The organism is Spirosoma oryzicola, assembly GCF_021233055.1.
GTDB lineage: Bacteria > Bacteroidota > Bacteroidia > Cytophagales > Spirosomataceae > Spirosoma > Spirosoma oryzicola.
In genome coordinates, this window is record NZ_CP089538.1 from 5,670,055 (window position 1) to 5,685,898 (window position 15,844).

17 protein-coding genes and 1 tRNA gene are annotated in these 15,844 nt (G+C 48.6%); 14 read left to right on the top strand and 4 right to left on the bottom strand.

The annotated features are described in order from the left end of the window. The first annotated feature begins 45 nt into the window (after window positions 1–45). The 13 genes from LQ777_RS23940 (at window position 46) to LQ777_RS24000 (ending at window position 10,352) form a co-directional block, all read left to right on the top strand. On the top strand, window positions 46–819 hold the full coding sequence (locus tag LQ777_RS23940) for an alpha/beta fold hydrolase (RefSeq protein ID WP_232560442.1): 774 nt from the start codon (window positions 46–48) through the stop codon (window positions 817–819). Window positions 820–858: 39 nt separating this feature from the next. Beyond that, window positions 859–951: transfer RNA gene (locus LQ777_RS23945), tRNA-Pro, on the top strand. Between the two features lie 234 nt (window positions 952–1,185). After that, window positions 1,186–2,637, top strand: a complete 1,452-nt coding sequence (locus LQ777_RS23950; protein ID WP_232560443.1) for an anthranilate synthase component I family protein — start codon at window positions 1,186–1,188, stop codon at window positions 2,635–2,637. A gap of 68 nt (window positions 2,638–2,705) precedes the next feature. After that, complete coding sequence (locus LQ777_RS23955; RefSeq protein WP_232560444.1) at window positions 2,706–3,272, top strand: anthranilate synthase component II; 567 nt, start codon at window positions 2,706–2,708, stop codon at window positions 3,270–3,272. Then, complete coding sequence (locus LQ777_RS23960) at window positions 3,269–3,946, top strand: SAM-dependent methyltransferase (protein ID WP_232560445.1); 678 nt, start codon at window positions 3,269–3,271, stop codon at window positions 3,944–3,946. The genes LQ777_RS23955 and LQ777_RS23960 overlap by 4 nt, the downstream gene beginning before the upstream one ends. A 6-nt stretch (window positions 3,947–3,952) precedes the next feature. Then, window positions 3,953–4,939, top strand: a complete 987-nt coding sequence (gene trpD / locus LQ777_RS23965; protein WP_232560446.1) for an anthranilate phosphoribosyltransferase — start codon at window positions 3,953–3,955, stop codon at window positions 4,937–4,939. A 105-nt stretch (window positions 4,940–5,044) separates the two neighbouring features. Continuing rightward, window positions 5,045–5,857, top strand: coding sequence for an indole-3-glycerol phosphate synthase TrpC (trpC, locus tag LQ777_RS23970; RefSeq protein WP_232560447.1), 813 nt, complete (start codon window positions 5,045–5,047; stop codon window positions 5,855–5,857). 8 nt (window positions 5,858–5,865) lie between these two features. After that, complete coding sequence (locus LQ777_RS23975; protein ID WP_232560448.1) at window positions 5,866–6,510, top strand: phosphoribosylanthranilate isomerase; 645 nt, start codon at window positions 5,866–5,868, stop codon at window positions 6,508–6,510. 225 nt (window positions 6,511–6,735) lie between these two features. Next, window positions 6,736–7,935, top strand: a complete 1,200-nt coding sequence (gene trpB / locus LQ777_RS23980) for a tryptophan synthase subunit beta (RefSeq protein ID WP_232560449.1) — start codon at window positions 6,736–6,738, stop codon at window positions 7,933–7,935. 128 nt (window positions 7,936–8,063) lie between these two features. Continuing rightward, window positions 8,064–8,855: a tryptophan synthase subunit alpha gene (gene trpA / locus LQ777_RS23985; protein ID WP_232560450.1), complete on the top strand. Its 792-nt coding sequence runs from the start codon at window positions 8,064–8,066 to the stop codon at window positions 8,853–8,855. A gap of 17 nt (window positions 8,856–8,872) precedes the next feature. Continuing rightward, the gene (hisIE, locus tag LQ777_RS23990) at window positions 8,873–9,481 is read left to right on the top strand and encodes a bifunctional phosphoribosyl-AMP cyclohydrolase/phosphoribosyl-ATP diphosphatase HisIE (RefSeq protein ID WP_232560451.1); all 609 of its coding nucleotides are present in this window, start codon (window positions 8,873–8,875) and stop codon (window positions 9,479–9,481) included. 86 nt (window positions 9,482–9,567) lie between these two features. Further along, window positions 9,568–9,903 carry a phage holin family protein gene (locus tag LQ777_RS23995; protein ID WP_232560452.1) on the top strand — a complete coding sequence of 112 codons (336 nt, stop codon included), beginning with the start codon at window positions 9,568–9,570 and terminating at the stop codon, window positions 9,901–9,903. 74 nt (window positions 9,904–9,977) lie between these two features. Beyond that, complete coding sequence (locus LQ777_RS24000) at window positions 9,978–10,352, top strand: RidA family protein (protein WP_232560453.1); 375 nt, start codon at window positions 9,978–9,980, stop codon at window positions 10,350–10,352. 28 nt (window positions 10,353–10,380) lie between these two features. Here LQ777_RS24000 and LQ777_RS24005 read toward each other — a convergent pair whose 3' ends face one another. Then, window positions 10,381–10,800, bottom strand: coding sequence for a gamma-glutamylcyclotransferase family protein (locus tag LQ777_RS24005; RefSeq protein WP_232560454.1), 420 nt, complete (start codon window positions 10,798–10,800; stop codon window positions 10,381–10,383). Between the two features lie 503 nt (window positions 10,801–11,303). Between LQ777_RS24005 and typA the strand changes: the two genes are divergently transcribed. Then, window positions 11,304–13,118: a translational GTPase TypA gene (typA, locus tag LQ777_RS24010; RefSeq protein WP_232560455.1), complete on the top strand. Its 1,815-nt coding sequence runs from the start codon at window positions 11,304–11,306 to the stop codon at window positions 13,116–13,118. An 84-nt stretch (window positions 13,119–13,202) separates the two neighbouring features. Here typA and LQ777_RS24015 read toward each other — a convergent pair whose 3' ends face one another. From LQ777_RS24015 to LQ777_RS24025, 3 genes are all read right to left on the bottom strand, one after another. Then, window positions 13,203–13,613: a hypothetical protein gene (locus LQ777_RS24015; RefSeq protein ID WP_232560456.1), complete on the bottom strand. Its 411-nt coding sequence runs from the start codon at window positions 13,611–13,613 to the stop codon at window positions 13,203–13,205. 234 nt (window positions 13,614–13,847) lie between these two features. Next, window positions 13,848–14,426, bottom strand: coding sequence for a hypothetical protein (locus LQ777_RS24020; RefSeq protein WP_232560457.1), 579 nt, complete (start codon window positions 14,424–14,426; stop codon window positions 13,848–13,850). A gap of 13 nt (window positions 14,427–14,439) precedes the next feature. After that, window positions 14,440–15,714, bottom strand: coding sequence for an LVIVD repeat-containing protein (locus LQ777_RS24025; protein WP_232560458.1), 1,275 nt, complete (start codon window positions 15,712–15,714; stop codon window positions 14,440–14,442). Window positions 15,715–15,844: the final 130 nt, after the last annotated feature.

Here is a 15,844-nt window from a genome sequence, read left to right on the forward strand (position 1 = left end):
TATTCCCTCCAGGGTCGGGCTACACCTTGATCTAACTCTATCATCATGCGTATTTCTGTCAACGGTACTCACTTGAATGTACTGGAACAAGGAAGCGGGCCATTGACGCTCGTTTTCATGCATTATTTCGGCGGCTCGGCACTGGAATGGCAGACGGTCATGGACCAGTTAGCCAATCAATACCGTTGCATCGCCGTTGACCTACGAGGTTGCGGAGATTCTGACGCGCCAGAGACGGGCTACTCCGTCGATACAATGGCCGACGACATGGCTGACTTAATTCAGGCGTTACACATAAAAAGTTATGTGTTGATTGGTCATTCGATGAGCGGTAAAGTAGCGCTGGCGCTCGCTGCCCGTCAGCCAGTTGGCTTACGGAAGTTAGTGTTGTCGTCACCGTCTCCCCCTGTGCCGGAGCCTATTCCAGACGATGAGCGGCAAAAATTGCTGCAAGGCTACGGACAACGTTCGTCTGCCCAACAGACGATGAAAAACATTACAGCGGCCAGCGTATCGAAAGCTATTCAGGAGCAGATCATTGCCGACGACCTACGAACATCAAAACCGGCCTGGGATGCTTGGTTGCTGGAAGGCAGCAAGGAAGATATCTCGGAAAGAATGGCTGACGTGTCAATACCCGTTTCGATCATCGTTGGTGCCGACGACCGCGCTTTACCGCCCGACGTGCAGGACAAACTGGTGTTGCCTTACGTAAGACACGCAACCGTCGAAGTCGTTGACGGAGCGGGTCATTTACTGCCTTGGGAAGCTCCCGAGACGCTAACCACCTTTATTCAGAAAAAAATAGCGGATGTTTAGCAACGTAAAAACAAAGGTTTTATATTTGTGCTTTCTCTTTGGGGTGTAGCGCAGTCTGGTAGCGCGCTACGTTCGGGACGTAGAGGTCGTGGCTGGTGCGCCGGTGCGATTCGAATCCCGCCACCCCGACCACACAAGTGGTTTTGAATCGTTCGCTGTTGACCAACAAATAAACGACGGTGAATACAATTAGAAAGCAATGAATAACTCGGTAAATAACATGATTTGGTGGTGGCACTCTTCTCATTGGGGATGAGGGTTGCCGCTATTGTTATTTGTCAATAGATTTACAAGGCTCACCGTCATCCCGGTGGGCTTTTTTTATGCCCTTGTCCAACCAAACGTGCACTCCTAACAAAATAGATTATGGAAACCCTTACCGCCACTACCTACCGCGTTGTCAGCCGTCATAAACGGATGCTGGCCGACATTATCACGCCCGTTAGCATCTACCTGCGCATCCGGGACCGCTTTCTAAATAGCATCTTGCTCGAAAGCTCCGATTATCACGGCAACGATAACAGCTTTTCGTACATCGCTTTTGACCCAATTGCCCAGTTTACCTACGACCGAAATAACGGGCCGCTGGGAAAGCTAACGGTCAAAATGCCAGCCGAAGACGAGCTGGTACGTGAACTGTCGGAGCCGAAAGCGATGCTAGACGCGCTTGAGCAGTTTAAAAACAGTTTTCAGCACGAGAAAGCACCGTTTCCGTTCATCACCAACGGCTTGTTTGGCTATTTTGGCTACCCGGCTGTGCAAAGCTTTGAAGATATTAATCTTCACGCCCCCATTCCGACTGAAAACCAGATTCCGGCAGCCGTCTTCTCTGTTTATCGCTACGTGCTGGCAATCAATCATTTTAAAGATGAGTTGTATCTGTTCGAGCACAGCTATCTTCGTGACGGCGAGGCACAGCCAGACAGTACCCTCGATTACATCAGCGATCTGATCACGGGTCGCAACTATCCGACGTACTCCTTTAGCCCAGCCGGTCCTGAACAATCGAACTTCACCGACGATGAGTTCCGGGCGGTTATCCAGAAAGGCAAAGATCACTGCCAGCGGGGTGATGTGTTTCAGATCGTTTTGTCGCGACGCTTTTCTACACCATTCGTGGGCGACGAATTTAACGTTTACCGGTCGCTGCGATCGCTGAACCCCTCTCCCTATCTGTTCTATTTTGACTACGGCAATTATAAGCTGTTTGGCTCCTCGCCCGAATCGCAAATCGTTGTCAAAGACCGGAAAGCTACCATCTATCCTATTGCTGGCACGTTCCGCCGTACGGGTGACGACCTCCGCGACGCAGAATTAGCCCAGAAGCTGTACGATGATCCAAAAGAATCCGCCGAGCACGTTATGCTGGTCGATCTGGCTCGCAACGATCTTAGCCGTAACTGCGATGTTGTCAAAGTCGAAACCTTTAAAGAGGTTCAGTACTATTCGCACGTTATCCACCTTGTTTCGAAAGTTGTGGGTGATCTGACCGAATCAGCTGATCCGCTGCAAATCGTCGCCGAAACCTTCCCCGCCGGGACCCTGTCAGGTGCGCCAAAACACATGGCAATGCAACTCATCGACCGCTATGAAAACCTCAGCCGTAGTTTTTATTCAGGCAGCATCGGCTACATGGGTTTCGACGGTGAGTTCAATCACTGCATCATGATTCGCACGTTTATGAGCAAAGACAATACGCTGTATTATCAGGCCGGAGCGGGTGTTGTTGCCAAGTCGGTCGTTGAAAGCGAATTGCAGGAAGTGCATAACAAACTGGCCGCCCTGCGTATGGCCATCGAGCAAGCTAAAACCCTGTAACGCGGATACTCTATCCGCATTGACGTGTCAATATTCATTTAACCAGCGGACATCCTGTCCGCGTTACTATGAAACTTCTAGTCTTAGATAACTACGATTCATTCACCTACAACCTCGTTTATATTCTGAGGGAGTTAGGACTTCGGCCCGACGTGATCCGAAATAACAAAATAGCGCTGGACGCGGTCGATCAGTACGATAAAATTCTGCTTTCGCCGGGGCCGGGCATTCCGTCCGAGGCCGGTATTATGCAGGACCTGATCACTGAATACGGGGCTAGCAAAAGCATACTGGGCATCTGCCTGGGTCATCAGGGAATTGGTGAAGCGTACGGCTCCCGATTGGAAAATCTGGGCGATGTGCTACACGGCGTAGCTCACCGCGCAACCGTTACGGACCGCTCAGAAAAACTGTTTGCCGACATTCCCGAAGAACTGACCGTTGGCCGCTATCACTCATGGACGGTTGTACCGGATTCGATGCCTGCCGATTTGCGTGTCACCGCCGTAGATGAGCAGGGCCGCGTTATGGGACTAGCCCATACCCGTTTCGACGTACGGGGCTTACAGTTTCACCCCGAGTCAGTACTAACTGAGAATGGCGTGAAGATGATTCAGAATTGGTTATCCGCATGAAACTCGACCATGTCGTTCCCTGGGGCCGTACGCGGAGCGAGTATGTAAACATGTTTACGCTTACGGATGCCGATTTGGCAAAGAAAATTCTCGGCATCGGAGACGGCCCTGCCAGTTTTAATGCAGAAATGACAGCCGACGGTTATTCGGTTACGTCCATCGACCCAATTTATGCGTTCTCGGCGGAACAGCTGAAAACACGCATCAGCGATACGTATGACGTTGTCATGAAGCAAATGCAAACCAATGCGGAGCACTACAACTGGACTGCTTTCCGGGATGTTGACGAGCTAGGTCGGGAACGGATGCGCGCCATGAACCAATTTCTGTACGATTATGAAGAAGGAAAACAACAGGGCCGTTACCAAACAGGCTCCTTACCGGTGTTACCTTTCCAGAATCGTTCCTTTGGTTTAGCGCTTTGTTCGCATTTGCTTTTTCTGTATTCGGATCAGTTGTCCGAGTCATTTCATCTGGCAGCGATACAGGAACTAATTCGGGTAGCCGACGAGGTTCGCATTTTTCCGCTGGTGTCGTTGAATGGTCAGTTGTCGCCTTATCTGGATCGAGTGTTGGTCTACTGTAAGGCTGCTGGCATCCGGTCCGAAATAGAAAGCGTTAATTACCACTTTCAGAAAGGAGCTTTTCAAGTATTGCGCCTTACGTCTAATTAGTGTATAATGAAAGACATTCTTAATCACCTGTTTGAACACAAATTTCTCACCAAAGATCAGGCTCGGCAGGTATTGCTGGGCATCGGGCGAGGAGAATACAACGCAGCTCAGATTGCTTCCTTCCTGACGGTTTACATGATGCGAAGCATCCGTTTGGAAGAACTGGAAGGCTTCCGGGATGCGATGCTTGAGCTTTGTCTGCCGGTTGACCTGGACGCTTACGACCCAATGGATCTTTGCGGTACGGGGGGCGACGGAAAGGATACGTTTAACATATCAACGTTGTCGTCTTTTGTTGTGGCTGGAGCCGGGCAGTGCGTTGCCAAGCATGGTAACCACGGTGTATCATCGCTCGTTGGCTCTTCGACAGTTATGGAACGACTCGGATACCGGTTTACAAACGATGTTGGGGAGTTACAGCGGAAAATGGAAACCGCCGGAATCTGCTTTTTACATGCGCCCCTGTTCCACCCGGCAATGAAGAATGTAGCCCCCATCCGGAAGGACTTGGGCGTGAAGACATTTTTCAATGTCCTGGGTCCAATGATTAATCCGGCAAAGCCTCAAAAACAGCTCGTTGGCGTATTCAACCTTGAATTGGCGCGATTATATGCGTACCTTTATCAGCAAAGCGACAAACGATTTATGATCCTTCACGCGCTGGATGGTTACGACGAGATTTCGTTGACCGGTGCGTTTAAGGTTATCAGCAATCAAACGGAGCAGGTTCTTGAGCCTGAGCAGCTAGGAATGAGTCTATTAACGGCTGAATCGCTAGCAGGAGGGCAAACACTCGATGAGTCGGCTCAGATTTTTATGAACGTGCTGAACAACGAAGCAACATCCGCTCAGAAACAGGCCGTTCTGGCCAATTCGGCAATGGCGCTGCTAGCGGCTGGACGAGCCACTAGTCGGGAAGAGGCTGTAGCTTTAGCCCGCGAATCGTTGGAAAGCAAAAAGGCATTGGCGTGTTTTAAGAAATTGATCAATTAGAAAAAGTCATTCGTAGTCATCGCTGTTCTGCATTGGTTTAAACAAAGACCGAGTATATCAGACAAAGCATGACACGGCGTAAATGACAACGACGACGCACAGCAGATGACGATTCTTGACGAAATCATTGCACAAAAGCGAATTGAAGTAGAGCAGCGCAAAGCGGCCACGCCAATATCTGCACTGGAACAAATGCCGGATTTCAAACGGCAGCCTTTATCCGCGCGGGAAGCCATTCAAGGATTAAATTCGACGGGTATTATTGCTGAATTCAAGCGCAAATCCCCGTCAAAAGGTATTATTAATGACCGTGCCGATGTAGCAGCAACCACGCAGGGATATGTGCAGGCTGGAGCCGCTGTGCTGTCGGTGCTGACCGACGAACCTTTTTTTGGCGGAACTCCCGCCGACTTGCAAGCCGCTCGGTTGGCTAACCCATCTACGCCGATCCTTCGTAAAGATTTCGTTATCGATCTGTACCAGCTGATTGAGGCCAAAGCCTGGGGAGCCGATCTGGTCCTGCTGATTGCGTCCTGCCTGACTTCCGCAGAAGTTGCCGAGCTGAGCCAGGAAGCACAGAACCTTGGCCTGCAAGTCCTTCTTGAGGTTCATGACGAAGACGAGTTGGATCAAACACTTACGCACACTGTTGATCTGGTAGGCGTCAATAATCGTAATCTCAAAACCTTTACGACATCCATCGACACGTCATTACGCCTTGTTGAGCGCATTCCCGACACGTTTGCGAAGATAACGGAAAGTGGTCTGCACGACGCCGAAACGATGCACACGTTGTTTCGAGCGGGTTTCGATGGCTTCCTGATTGGCGAAGCTTTCATGAAAACCGCCGATCCAGCCGCAGCCTTACGTTCTATAGTAACCGACTTTACTTCACGTATACCCACCTTTGCAAACTAATTTACGTCATGAAAATTAAAGTGTGCGGTCTGAGAGACGCTGAGAACCTGAAAGAGATTGCCGCCCTTGGTCCTGACTTTGTCGGATTTATTTTCTACGATCAATCACCCCGGTTTGTAGGCGATGAACTAAGCGAGGAAGTAGTAAAAGCACTGCCACGGTCTATTCGGAAAGTAGGTGTGTTTGTCAACGCCAGTCCCGATTTTATTCTGCGTACTGTCAAGAAGTACGATTTTCAATACGTTCAGCTTCATGGCAACGAAACACCGGAATACTGCCGGAGCCTGCGCAACCGGGGAATAAGCCTGATCAAAGCCTTTCGGGTTGACAACTCGTTCAATTTCTCGATGCTTAACAATTACAAAGCACACTGCGATTTCTTTCTGTTCGACGCTAAAGGTGATCAACCGGGTGGTAACGGCATCACCTTCGACTGGAGCATTCTGAGCCGCTACGACAACGAAAAGCCTTTCTTTATCAGCGGAGGCATTGGTCTTGATAACCTCGATCAGCTGTCAGCTTTGAAAGGAATGAAGTTGTATGGCGTCGATGTCAACAGCCAGGTGGAGATTGCGCCCGGTGTCAAAGACGTGGCAAAAGTCAAAGAGCTGATCAATCGGCTGCGCCCCATCGAAGAAGAAGAGACGGTATAAACACAGATTGATTACCCAACTATACTGACACACGCATCCGCCAACGTCCTACCTGCTGAACACTTATTTTTTGTGCTGGCCCCTTAATTCCAGGGGGCGGGGTAACCTATTAATTCTTTTTTCTGTTCTCGCTTAAAAAGTAGCAATGGTTGACTGATTCCTGAAGATACTTGCCGACTCGGCGTCCATCTTCGTCTTTGTTCATACCGGTTAATTACTCACTTTATGCAAACCACGCTTGAACCAACTACCTCTTTTGAGGTATCCGATAAAGGCTTTTACGGTCATTTTGGTGGCGCATTCATCCCTGAAATGCTTTACCCAAATGTCGAAGAGCTGCGGCAGAACTATCTTCAGATCATTGCCGACCCTGCTTTTCAGGCCGAATTCTGGCAGTTGCTCGAAGATTATGTCGGGCGTCCAACTCCGCTCTTCTTAGCCAAACGGCTATCCGAGAAACTAGGCGCGACCATTTACCTCAAGCGGGAAGATCTTTGCCACACGGGAGCGCACAAGGTGAATAATACCATTGGGCAAATTCTGGTGGCGCAGCGGCTTGGTAAAAAGCGTATCGTCGCCGAAACCGGGGCAGGTCAGCATGGGGTTGCAACCGCTACTGTTTGCGCGCTGATGGGTCTGGAATGTATCGTCTACATGGGCAGCATCGACATGGAGCGGCAAAAGCCCAACGTTGATCGGATGCGGATGCTGGGTGCTACCGTCATACCGGCCAGATCAGGCAGCCAGACCTTAAAAGACGCCACCAACGAAGCCATGCGCCACTGGATCAATAATCCGGTAGATACCCATTACATCATCGGTTCCGTTGTTGGCCCGCACCCATACCCGGATATGGTCGCGCGGTTTCAATCGGTTATCTCGCAGGAGGTCAAGAAACAATTGCTGGCGAAAACTGGCACCCAAAACCCAGATTACGTAGTAGCCTGCGTGGGTGGCGGTAGCAATGCAGCCGGTGCCTTCTTCCATTATCTGAACGAACCATCGGTTCGGTTGGTCGCAGCCGAAGCCGCTGGCCAGGGCGTTAGCTCGGGGCATTCAGCCGCAACGACAGCACTTGGCAAACCGGGGGTCTTACACGGAAGCCGGACCATTCTGATGCAAACAGAAGACGGCCAGGTCGTTGAGCCTTATTCGATTTCAGCGGGATTGGATTATCCGGGAATTGGCCCTCTTCACGCTCATTTGTTTGATTCAGGACGCGGTGATTTTTACGCCATCACGGACGACGAAGCTTTACAGGCCGGTTTTCAACTCAGTAAACTTGAAGGCATTATTCCCGCGCTGGAATCGGCTCATGCGCTGGCCGCTCTCGAAAAAATGAACCTCAAGTCCGACGATGTCGTCGTCGTTTGTCTGTCGGGGAGAGGTGATAAAGACCTAGCAACCTACTCAAAACATTTATAGCCCATAGCGCGAACAGCTTGTCCGCCTGGTTGTCAGATCAACTAGTATTTAACTACGGGCAAACTGTTCGCGTTACGGCACTACGCTATAAATCACTCCAACTACTGCTATTCCATCCGCGTTACGGTATGATACAGGAATTAACCCAGAACCGCATCACCGACTTGTTCGCGCACAAAAGCGAACGGCTGTTAAACGTTTATTTTACCGCTGGCTTTCCGGAGCTGACCGATACGCGAACCATTCTGCGCGGTCTGGAGGCTGCTGGTGTCGATTTGGTTGAGATCGGTATGCCTTATTCCGATCCCGTTGCCGATGGCGAAACGATTCAGCAGAGTAACGGCAAAGCCCTGGACAACGGCATGTCCATTAAAGCGCTATTCGACCAGTTGGCCGGCTGCCGCAGTGAAATCACGGTTCCTATTTTGCTGATGGGTTATGTTAATCCCATTTTGCAGTTCGGCGTAGCTAATTTTTGCAAAAAGTGCCAAGAAGTAGGCGTAGACGGAGTCATTCTCCCGGATTTGCCTCTCGATTTGTATCTGGCCGAATACGCTTCTGTTTTCCGGGAATACGGGATTCTAAACGTCCATTTGATCACTCCGCAGACTTCGGAAAGCCGGATTCGGTACATCGACGAAGAATCGGACGGATTTATTTACATGGTTTCATCGGCCAGCATAACCGGCTCGGTTCAGGGTATTAGTGATCCGATGCGCGCTTATTTTGAGCGTATTCAATCTATGAACCTTCGCAATCCGCGTCTGATTGGATTTGGCATCAACAACCACGAAACGTTCGATACGGCCAGTCAATACGCCAATGGAGCCATTGTTGGTAGCGCGTTTATCCGGCATCTGCAAGAAAAAGGAACCTCCGCCGAGAGCATTCAAGCGTTTGTGCAGACGATTCGCGCTTAGCGGCTTACCTTTGTAGCATGAATGCTGAGATAAACTTTGACAAATCGCCCGACGGTCTAATCCCTGCCGTCATTCAGGATGCCGAAACCGGTAAAGTACTGATGTTGGGCTACATGAATCGTGAAGCCTACGACAAAACGGTTACTGAACAGGTTGTGACTTTTTTTAGTCGGAGCAAGCAGCGGCTGTGGACGAAGGGCGAAACCTCCAATAACTTTCTGCACGTTCGCGAAATGCTGGTTGATTGCGATGGTGACACGTTGCTCATCAAGGCCAATCCAGCCGGGCCAGTCTGCCACACAGGTGCCGACACTTGCTTTGAGGAAGTCAATCAAGGCAAAGGACAGTTTCTGAACTACCTCCAAGGCATTATTCACGACCGAAAAATTAATCCTTCCGAAAAATCATACACGACAACGCTGTTTAATCGGGGAGTTAACAAGATTGCGCAGAAAGTAGGTGAGGAGGCCGTCGAATTGGTTATTGAAGCGAAAGACGATAACGACGATCTTTTCAAAGGCGAAGCGGCTGATCTTCTCTTCCATTTTCTGGTTCTGCTCGAACAGAAAAACATGAGTTTGGACGACATCGTGGCCGTTTTACAGTCTCGTCATCAAAAACAATAGATTCGGGTTTGCGGTTTGCTTTTCGACGTGTTCGGTCATTGTTGTAATGCCTGAGTGACGTTGCTCACCAAACACAAACTCTATTTATGGGACTGATTATTCGTATTCTTATTAGCGCAGTAGCAGTTTACGTTGCTAGCTTGTTTATTCCAGGGATTTCTGTAACGGGAGGAGCCGGAACGTACTTGGTTATTGCCATTGTCCTGGGCTTGTTGAACGCCTTCGTTAAACCGATCCTGACAGTGTTGACAATCCCTATTACGATTCTGACGCTGGGGCTCTTTTTGATCGTCATTAACGTCCTGATGGTTTACCTGGCTTCTTCTCTAGTCAGCGGTTTTCACGTCTCCGGCTTTATTGCGGCTTTCTTGTTCAGTATTGTCGTATCGTTAGTAACGTCTTTGCTGGACGCCATCGTTTAGCCAGCCGGGTTTTAGAATGTCATATGCCGCGCGTATGACATTCTTTTTTTATCCATTCAACTGCCTACCTCCCAATGACTTTCATCGAGACTCCCAACGCGCCTAAACCCGGTGGACATTATTCACAGGCTGTCGTACACGGCGACCTAGTGTTTATATCGGGTATTCTGCCGATCACGCCTTCCGGCGAAAAGCTCACTGAGGCTACTGTTCTGGAACAAATGCAGCAGGTTTTAAAAAACCTAGACGCTATTCTGGAAGCGGCTGGTAGCACCCGCGAAAAAGTCCTGAAAGTAACCGTTTTTATAGCCGATATGGAGGCTTGGGGGCCCGTCAATCAACTCTACACCCACTTTTTCGGCGATCATCGCCCAGCCCGATCCATCGTGCCCGTCTTACCACTACATTACGGTTTCGGTATCGAGCTAGAGGCCGTTGCTATTGTTTAAGACAAACGGAACCGGCTTGTCACAAGGCTTACTTAGCCTGATCTACGTAAAGACAATAATCACCCGACTCAATAAGCAGTTTACCATCAAACGCGTGGTTATAAAGATAAGCCCAACAGTCAATTGACTTTCCGTTGAACAAAACGGGTACAATAACTCTAAGGTATTCAGTGGGTGGTTCAAAGGCAGGTCCAACTCCTTCGTAGTAATCCAAATACGTCAGAATCGTTTCCTTGTTTTTCTGAATATCAAACACACTTCCCAGCACTTCCGTTGAATCACTGTGCTGAAGCACAGCGCCCGGATAACTGCCTAAATCGAACAGCCGACCGGGAAACGATCCTTCGCCCACGTATTGAGCACGCTGACGGAGGTATTGGGCAAATGCATTGTCAAAGTTTGGCCGCAACGTACCGTATACAAAGAGGAAATCACAGGTATCAATCATAAAAAGCTAAATAATAGATTTTTAGGCAGTTTTGCGACTATCGGCACCAAATTTGCGTTATTGACGAAACAGGTTGAGGCTATGAAAAAGACGAAATTACTTCTACTAACCTCTGTATCAGTATTGATGCTAGAGATTCCTCTCGAGACAATGGCTTTTTCTGGTAAGAATACAGCCGAAACAACTGCGATAGGTCGTAAACGTAAAGGGTATAAACCCAAGCGGGGTGGCTTATTCAACACGGGTTTATTCCGCAAAAAAAACCCGTGCGGATGTCCAAATCATTAAGCAAACATTAAGAAATTGTATTTATGATATACATAGGCCCCTCTGCGGGCCTTTTTTCGTTTTATTAGTTGTAAAATTCTGTGTTTCAGCGTAAAATTTCGTATCTTTGCAACCAAATTGACTGTCTGAACTGCGATTTGTGTGATTGGGAAATTACGCTGCTTTGGATCAATCCAGTTCATCAGGCAATCAACAGACTCACAGTTTAGAACTGTATGCAATCAATTCGTAACATAGCAATTATCGCCCACGTTGACCACGGCAAAACGACACTGGTTGACAAAATTATTCACGCGTCTAAGCTCTTTAGAGAGAACCAGGAATTTGGTGATCTGATTCTCGACAACAACGACTTGGAGCGCGAGCGGGGTATCACGATCGTTTCCAAGAACGTATCGGTTCGGTACAAAGACGTTAAAATCAACATCATCGATACGCCGGGCCACAGTGACTTCGGCGGTGAGGTAGAGCGCGTACTGAAAATGGCCGACGGCGTTTGCTTGCTGGTCGATGCATTCGAAGGCGCCATGCCGCAAACCCGTTTCGTACTGAGCAAAGCGCTTTCGTTGGGCCTGAAGCCGATCGTAATCGTTAACAAAGTCGACAAGGAAAACTGCCGCCCCGAAGAAGTACACGAAGAGGTTTTTGACCTGATGTTCAACCTTGGCGCAACGGAAGATCAGCTCGACTTCCCAACCGTTTATGGTTCGTCGAAACAGGGCTGGATGGGTCCGGACTGGAAGAATCCAACCGACAATATCACTTACCTGCTCGACACGATCGTCAGTACGATTCCGGCGGCCCCTGTTAACGAAGGAAAGCCGCAGATGCAGATTACGTCGCTTGATTATTCGGCGTTCGTAGGTCGTATTGCGATTGGTCGTGTGCACCGGGGAACGCTGAAAGAAGGTGCCAATATGGCGCTTGTAAAAGCGGACGGTTCGATCAAAAAAGTGCGGATTAAAGAGCTGCACACGTTTGAAGGACTTGGTAAAAACAAAGTAACCGAAGTACAGTGCGGTGATATCTGCGCCGTAACGGGTCTGGAAGAATTCGAGATTGGTGATACGCTCACCGACGCTGAAACGCCAGAAGCACTGGAACGGATTGCCGTTGATGAGCCGACGATGAACATGCTGTTCACGATCAACAACTCGCCATTCTTCGGTAAGGAGGGTAAGTTCGTGACCTCGCGTCACCTGCGCGATCGGCTTTACAAAGAAATTGAAAAGAACTTGGCGCTGCGCGTAGAACCTACCGATAGCGAAGACCGCTTCCTTGTCTATGGCCGGGGTATTCTTCACTTGTCTGTACTGATCGAAACGATGCGTCGTGAAGGATACGAATTACAGGTAGGACAGCCACAGGTTCTGTACAAAGAAGACGATAAAGGACAGCGGTTAGAGCCGGTCGAAACACTCGTGGTCGACGTACCTGAAGAGACCGCCGGTAAAGTAATCGAACTGGCTACGCAACGGAAAGGGGAACTCTTGATCATGGAGCCGAAAGGTGACCTGCAACACCTCGAATTTGAAATTCCGTCGCGGGGCCTGATCGGTCTGCGTTCAAACGTGCTGACAGCAACCTTCGGTGAAGCGGTGATGTCGCACCGGTTTAAAGAGTATCAGCCTTACAAAGGACCAATCCCTGAGCGGATCAACGGCTCACTGATCTCTATGACCAGCGGGGTGGCTACGGCTTATTCGATTGATAAACTTCAGGACCGGGGTATCTTCTTTGTTGAGCCTGGCGATGAGATCTACACGGGTATGGTTATCGGTGAACATAACCGCCAAAATGATATCGTGGTGAACGTAATGACGGCCAAGCAATTGACCAACATGCGGGCATCTGGATCGGACAGCAACGTGAAAATTGCGCCGAAGGTATCGTTCTCGCTTGAAGAGTCTATGGAGTATATTCAGAAAGATGAGTATCTAGAGGTTACACCGAAAGCGATGCGCATCCGGAAAATTTATCTGGACGAAAACGAGCGGAAACGTAACGCTAGCAAATTCGAGATGGCTTAATACAATAGCCTCGTCGGTGTTTCGTCTGACGGCCAACAAAAAAGCCCCGCTGAATTCAGCGGGGCTTTTTTGTTGATCTATCACTCAGGAAGGTTTCACAAGCCGGAATGCTGCCGTTTGCTTGATATCCTCTGAAATGGTGATGGGTGTTGTTGAATAGCCGGGATTTGTTTGCGCTGCTTTTGCTGTGACATACTCTGTCTGCCGGTGAATATGACGATATCCAGCGACAAAAAGTGTCACACCAACTACAACCATAGCCGTTTTTCTCATAATGTATTTTAAATCGCTCCAAGAAGGAATTTTGTTCGAGAACTCGATGGGTTGAGGTATCTCAGTAGTTATTGTATCGACAAACTCTTCGTCCATACTTGCTGACAAAGTAGCTACGGCCTGTGAATTTTGCTTAACGGGAACGACGCTCCAGTTGTCCTGCTGATGTGAATGCCAATATCCAGACTCCATATTTCTTTTGTGCATTAACTCTAAGCTCATTCTTAAACGTCCTCCGCTTCGAGGCAATAAAACGAACCTTGTTCTTCTAACCAATCAGAACTTATTTTTCGGAAAACAAACAGGGTACAAAGTAACCGATTCCTAAAAATAATTTCTTATTAAAGTGGCATTTCGGAATGTATACCGGAACATACAACTTCACAAAGGCGAAAATTGTTAAATCAATTTGCCTCGTGTACCCTCTAAGACGAAGAATATTCATTTGGTCATCATTTAAAATGAAATTCCTAGCCTAAGATTCATTCGGTTGTATGTTCGCGTCTCATGCTTAGCTAGTTCATTCCAGAAAAGTGGTTTTTCTACATCCGCTTCCTGACGCTTATAGCTAAGTGACATGACAAAATTGGTGCTAGTAGGCTTACCTATTCGAAAACCAACTCCCGGCGCAATGACCAATCCGCCAGACGTTTTGTAACCGGAAGGATCTTCATTTAGCCAGGTGAAGCCCCAACCCGAATCTAAACTTGTAAAAACGCGCAGATTTTTCTGCCCTGGCCGCACCAGGTCATAACGTATTCCTACACAGACAGGTGTAAATAAGGCGGAACTGTACCAGTCGATACCAACAGTTCCACCAATGGCTAGTTTAGGGTTCAGCTGAACGCCATTAAACGTCTGAGCGGTAAGATTAGCCCGTTTCTTCACGGACTCGTTGAACTGATTACCGTATCGAACTTGGCCCAGCGAAATACCTATTTCTGTCATGTTCGTAAAAACAGGCTTGAACGGTTCGGTTTGGCCAAATGCTCCTATGGGCATCAGGCCCAGCAGTAATAATACTGTCTTTCTCATAGCAAAGAGCGGTTTAGTAAGGTCGTTTGACCGCTATTTTGCTAAGCTGACGTAACTGAGACGGATTGGTATAATCGAACTGATAAAGTCCGTCGCGACCAATCATCAACAAGGTTTTTTGAAGCGGAATTACATCATAAGCATTCATATCCGTTAGATGTTCCAGCTGTTTGATATCCGTTGCCGATTGCGCGTTGAACGTTTTCAGACCGTTTGCGCCTTCACAAATAAAGAGATTCGGAAAATCGACACCCAAACCGTGCGGATTCTGCATAGGATAGCTTTTTAGCAGACGAGGATTTGTCAGGCTACTGATGTCAATCACATCCAACTGATTGGTGAATCCTCCGCATTGTGTCCCGTTTCGCAGTGTTACGTAGGCAATGTTATCGTTGACCACGACAGGGTCACAGACACGAGCGTGCTCGAACGTAGACAAACGAGTAGGGTTCGCGGGATTGGCGTTATCGTAAATATGCATCCCGGTTTGCGAACCGATAAACAATTTGTCTTTGTACGGAAAGATTGTTTCTATACCCCAGCCCAGATTAATACGATTACGTGCCGCAGGTTTGGCTGCATTCTGAATATCGAACAGTTGTAGATCCGACTGGCTTACGGTGTACAGGAAATTATCGTACAGGGCGAAGCGCGCCATCGATCCTGACGTACCGTTTGTATTAGGTGCCGGCGAACTAAGCGAGCCAGCATTCGCAAACCCGTCAAAAAAAACGCAGTTAGGACAGCTACTCCATTGCCCTACGGCATCGCAATCTGTTTTGACAGTCTCAGTTACGTACTCAACCCGTTGATCGCTTAGGGATACGTTCTGCGTATTGACGACCCAGGATCCACCCTCGAATTGTCCGTTCGTAAACACGGATTCGACCCGGCTGACTTCACGCGGTTGGGCCGGATCGCTGATGTCAAAAGCGACCAGATCCATGTAGCTATCGGCGTAGAGAATATTGTTGCGAACAGCCATATCACCATTGCCCGGAATGCGTAAGAACGCTATTTGACGTGGCGATTCGGGATTGCGGTTATCAATTAAGTGAATACCTTCCTTGACTTCATTAATAAACAGATAGCCGTCTTTGGTATAAATTTTACCCGGTTTTTGCAGCGTGCGGGCTTCTTCAACACGTACGCCTTCGCGAACCTGACGAAGCGTGAGTGTGATCGGTACGAACCGTTTGACCGTACGCGTTTCTTCGCATTTATCGGTACAACTGGTCAGTAATAAAGCAGGGAATGCCCATAGGAAGAGTAAAGGGTTAACTTTCATAGGCTTAAGGTGTTTGGATTTATCACTAAGACCCTCAAATCATTGAAAGCGTTGCCAGATAGCAAAAATAAATTGCCCGGCTGTCTTGATTACGGCCGGGCAATATTGGTCTTACACAAAAAGTTGACAA

Bases quoted from the DNA above. Each gene is read 5' to 3' on its own strand.
- LQ777_RS24000 (WP_232560453.1), top strand. From the start codon at position 9,978: ATGACTTTCATCGAGACTCCCAACGCGCCTAAACCCGGTGGACATTAT.
- LQ777_RS23960 (WP_232560445.1), top strand. From the start codon at position 3,269: ATGAAACTCGACCATGTCGTTCCCTGGGGCCGTACGCGGAGCGAGTAT.
- LQ777_RS23975 (WP_232560448.1), top strand. From the start codon at position 5,866: ATGAAAATTAAAGTGTGCGGTCTGAGAGACGCTGAGAACCTGAAAGAG.
- trpC (WP_232560447.1), top strand. From the start codon at position 5,045: ATGACGATTCTTGACGAAATCATTGCACAAAAGCGAATTGAAGTAGAG.
- LQ777_RS23950 (WP_232560443.1), top strand. From the start codon at position 1,186: ATGGAAACCCTTACCGCCACTACCTACCGCGTTGTCAGCCGTCATAAA.
- LQ777_RS23995 (WP_232560452.1), top strand. From the start codon at position 9,568: ATGGGACTGATTATTCGTATTCTTATTAGCGCAGTAGCAGTTTACGTT.
- hisIE (WP_232560451.1), top strand. From the start codon at position 8,873: ATGAATGCTGAGATAAACTTTGACAAATCGCCCGACGGTCTAATCCCT.
- LQ777_RS24005 (WP_232560454.1), bottom strand. From the start codon at position 10,800: ATGATTGATACCTGTGATTTCCTCTTTGTATACGGTACGTTGCGGCCA.
- trpB (WP_232560449.1), top strand. From the start codon at position 6,736: ATGCAAACCACGCTTGAACCAACTACCTCTTTTGAGGTATCCGATAAA.
- trpD (WP_232560446.1), top strand. From the start codon at position 3,953: ATGAAAGACATTCTTAATCACCTGTTTGAACACAAATTTCTCACCAAA.
- LQ777_RS24025 (WP_232560458.1), bottom strand. From the start codon at position 15,714: ATGAAAGTTAACCCTTTACTCTTCCTATGGGCATTCCCTGCTTTATTA.
- LQ777_RS23955 (WP_232560444.1), top strand. From the start codon at position 2,706: ATGAAACTTCTAGTCTTAGATAACTACGATTCATTCACCTACAACCTC.
- typA (WP_232560455.1), top strand. From the start codon at position 11,304: ATGCAATCAATTCGTAACATAGCAATTATCGCCCACGTTGACCACGGC.
- LQ777_RS23940 (WP_232560442.1), top strand. From the start codon at position 46: ATGCGTATTTCTGTCAACGGTACTCACTTGAATGTACTGGAACAAGGA.
- LQ777_RS24020 (WP_232560457.1), bottom strand. From the start codon at position 14,426: ATGAGAAAGACAGTATTATTACTGCTGGGCCTGATGCCCATAGGAGCA.
- LQ777_RS24015 (WP_232560456.1), bottom strand. From the start codon at position 13,613: ATGAGCTTAGAGTTAATGCACAAAAGAAATATGGAGTCTGGATATTGG.
- trpA (WP_232560450.1), top strand. From the start codon at position 8,064: ATGATACAGGAATTAACCCAGAACCGCATCACCGACTTGTTCGCGCAC.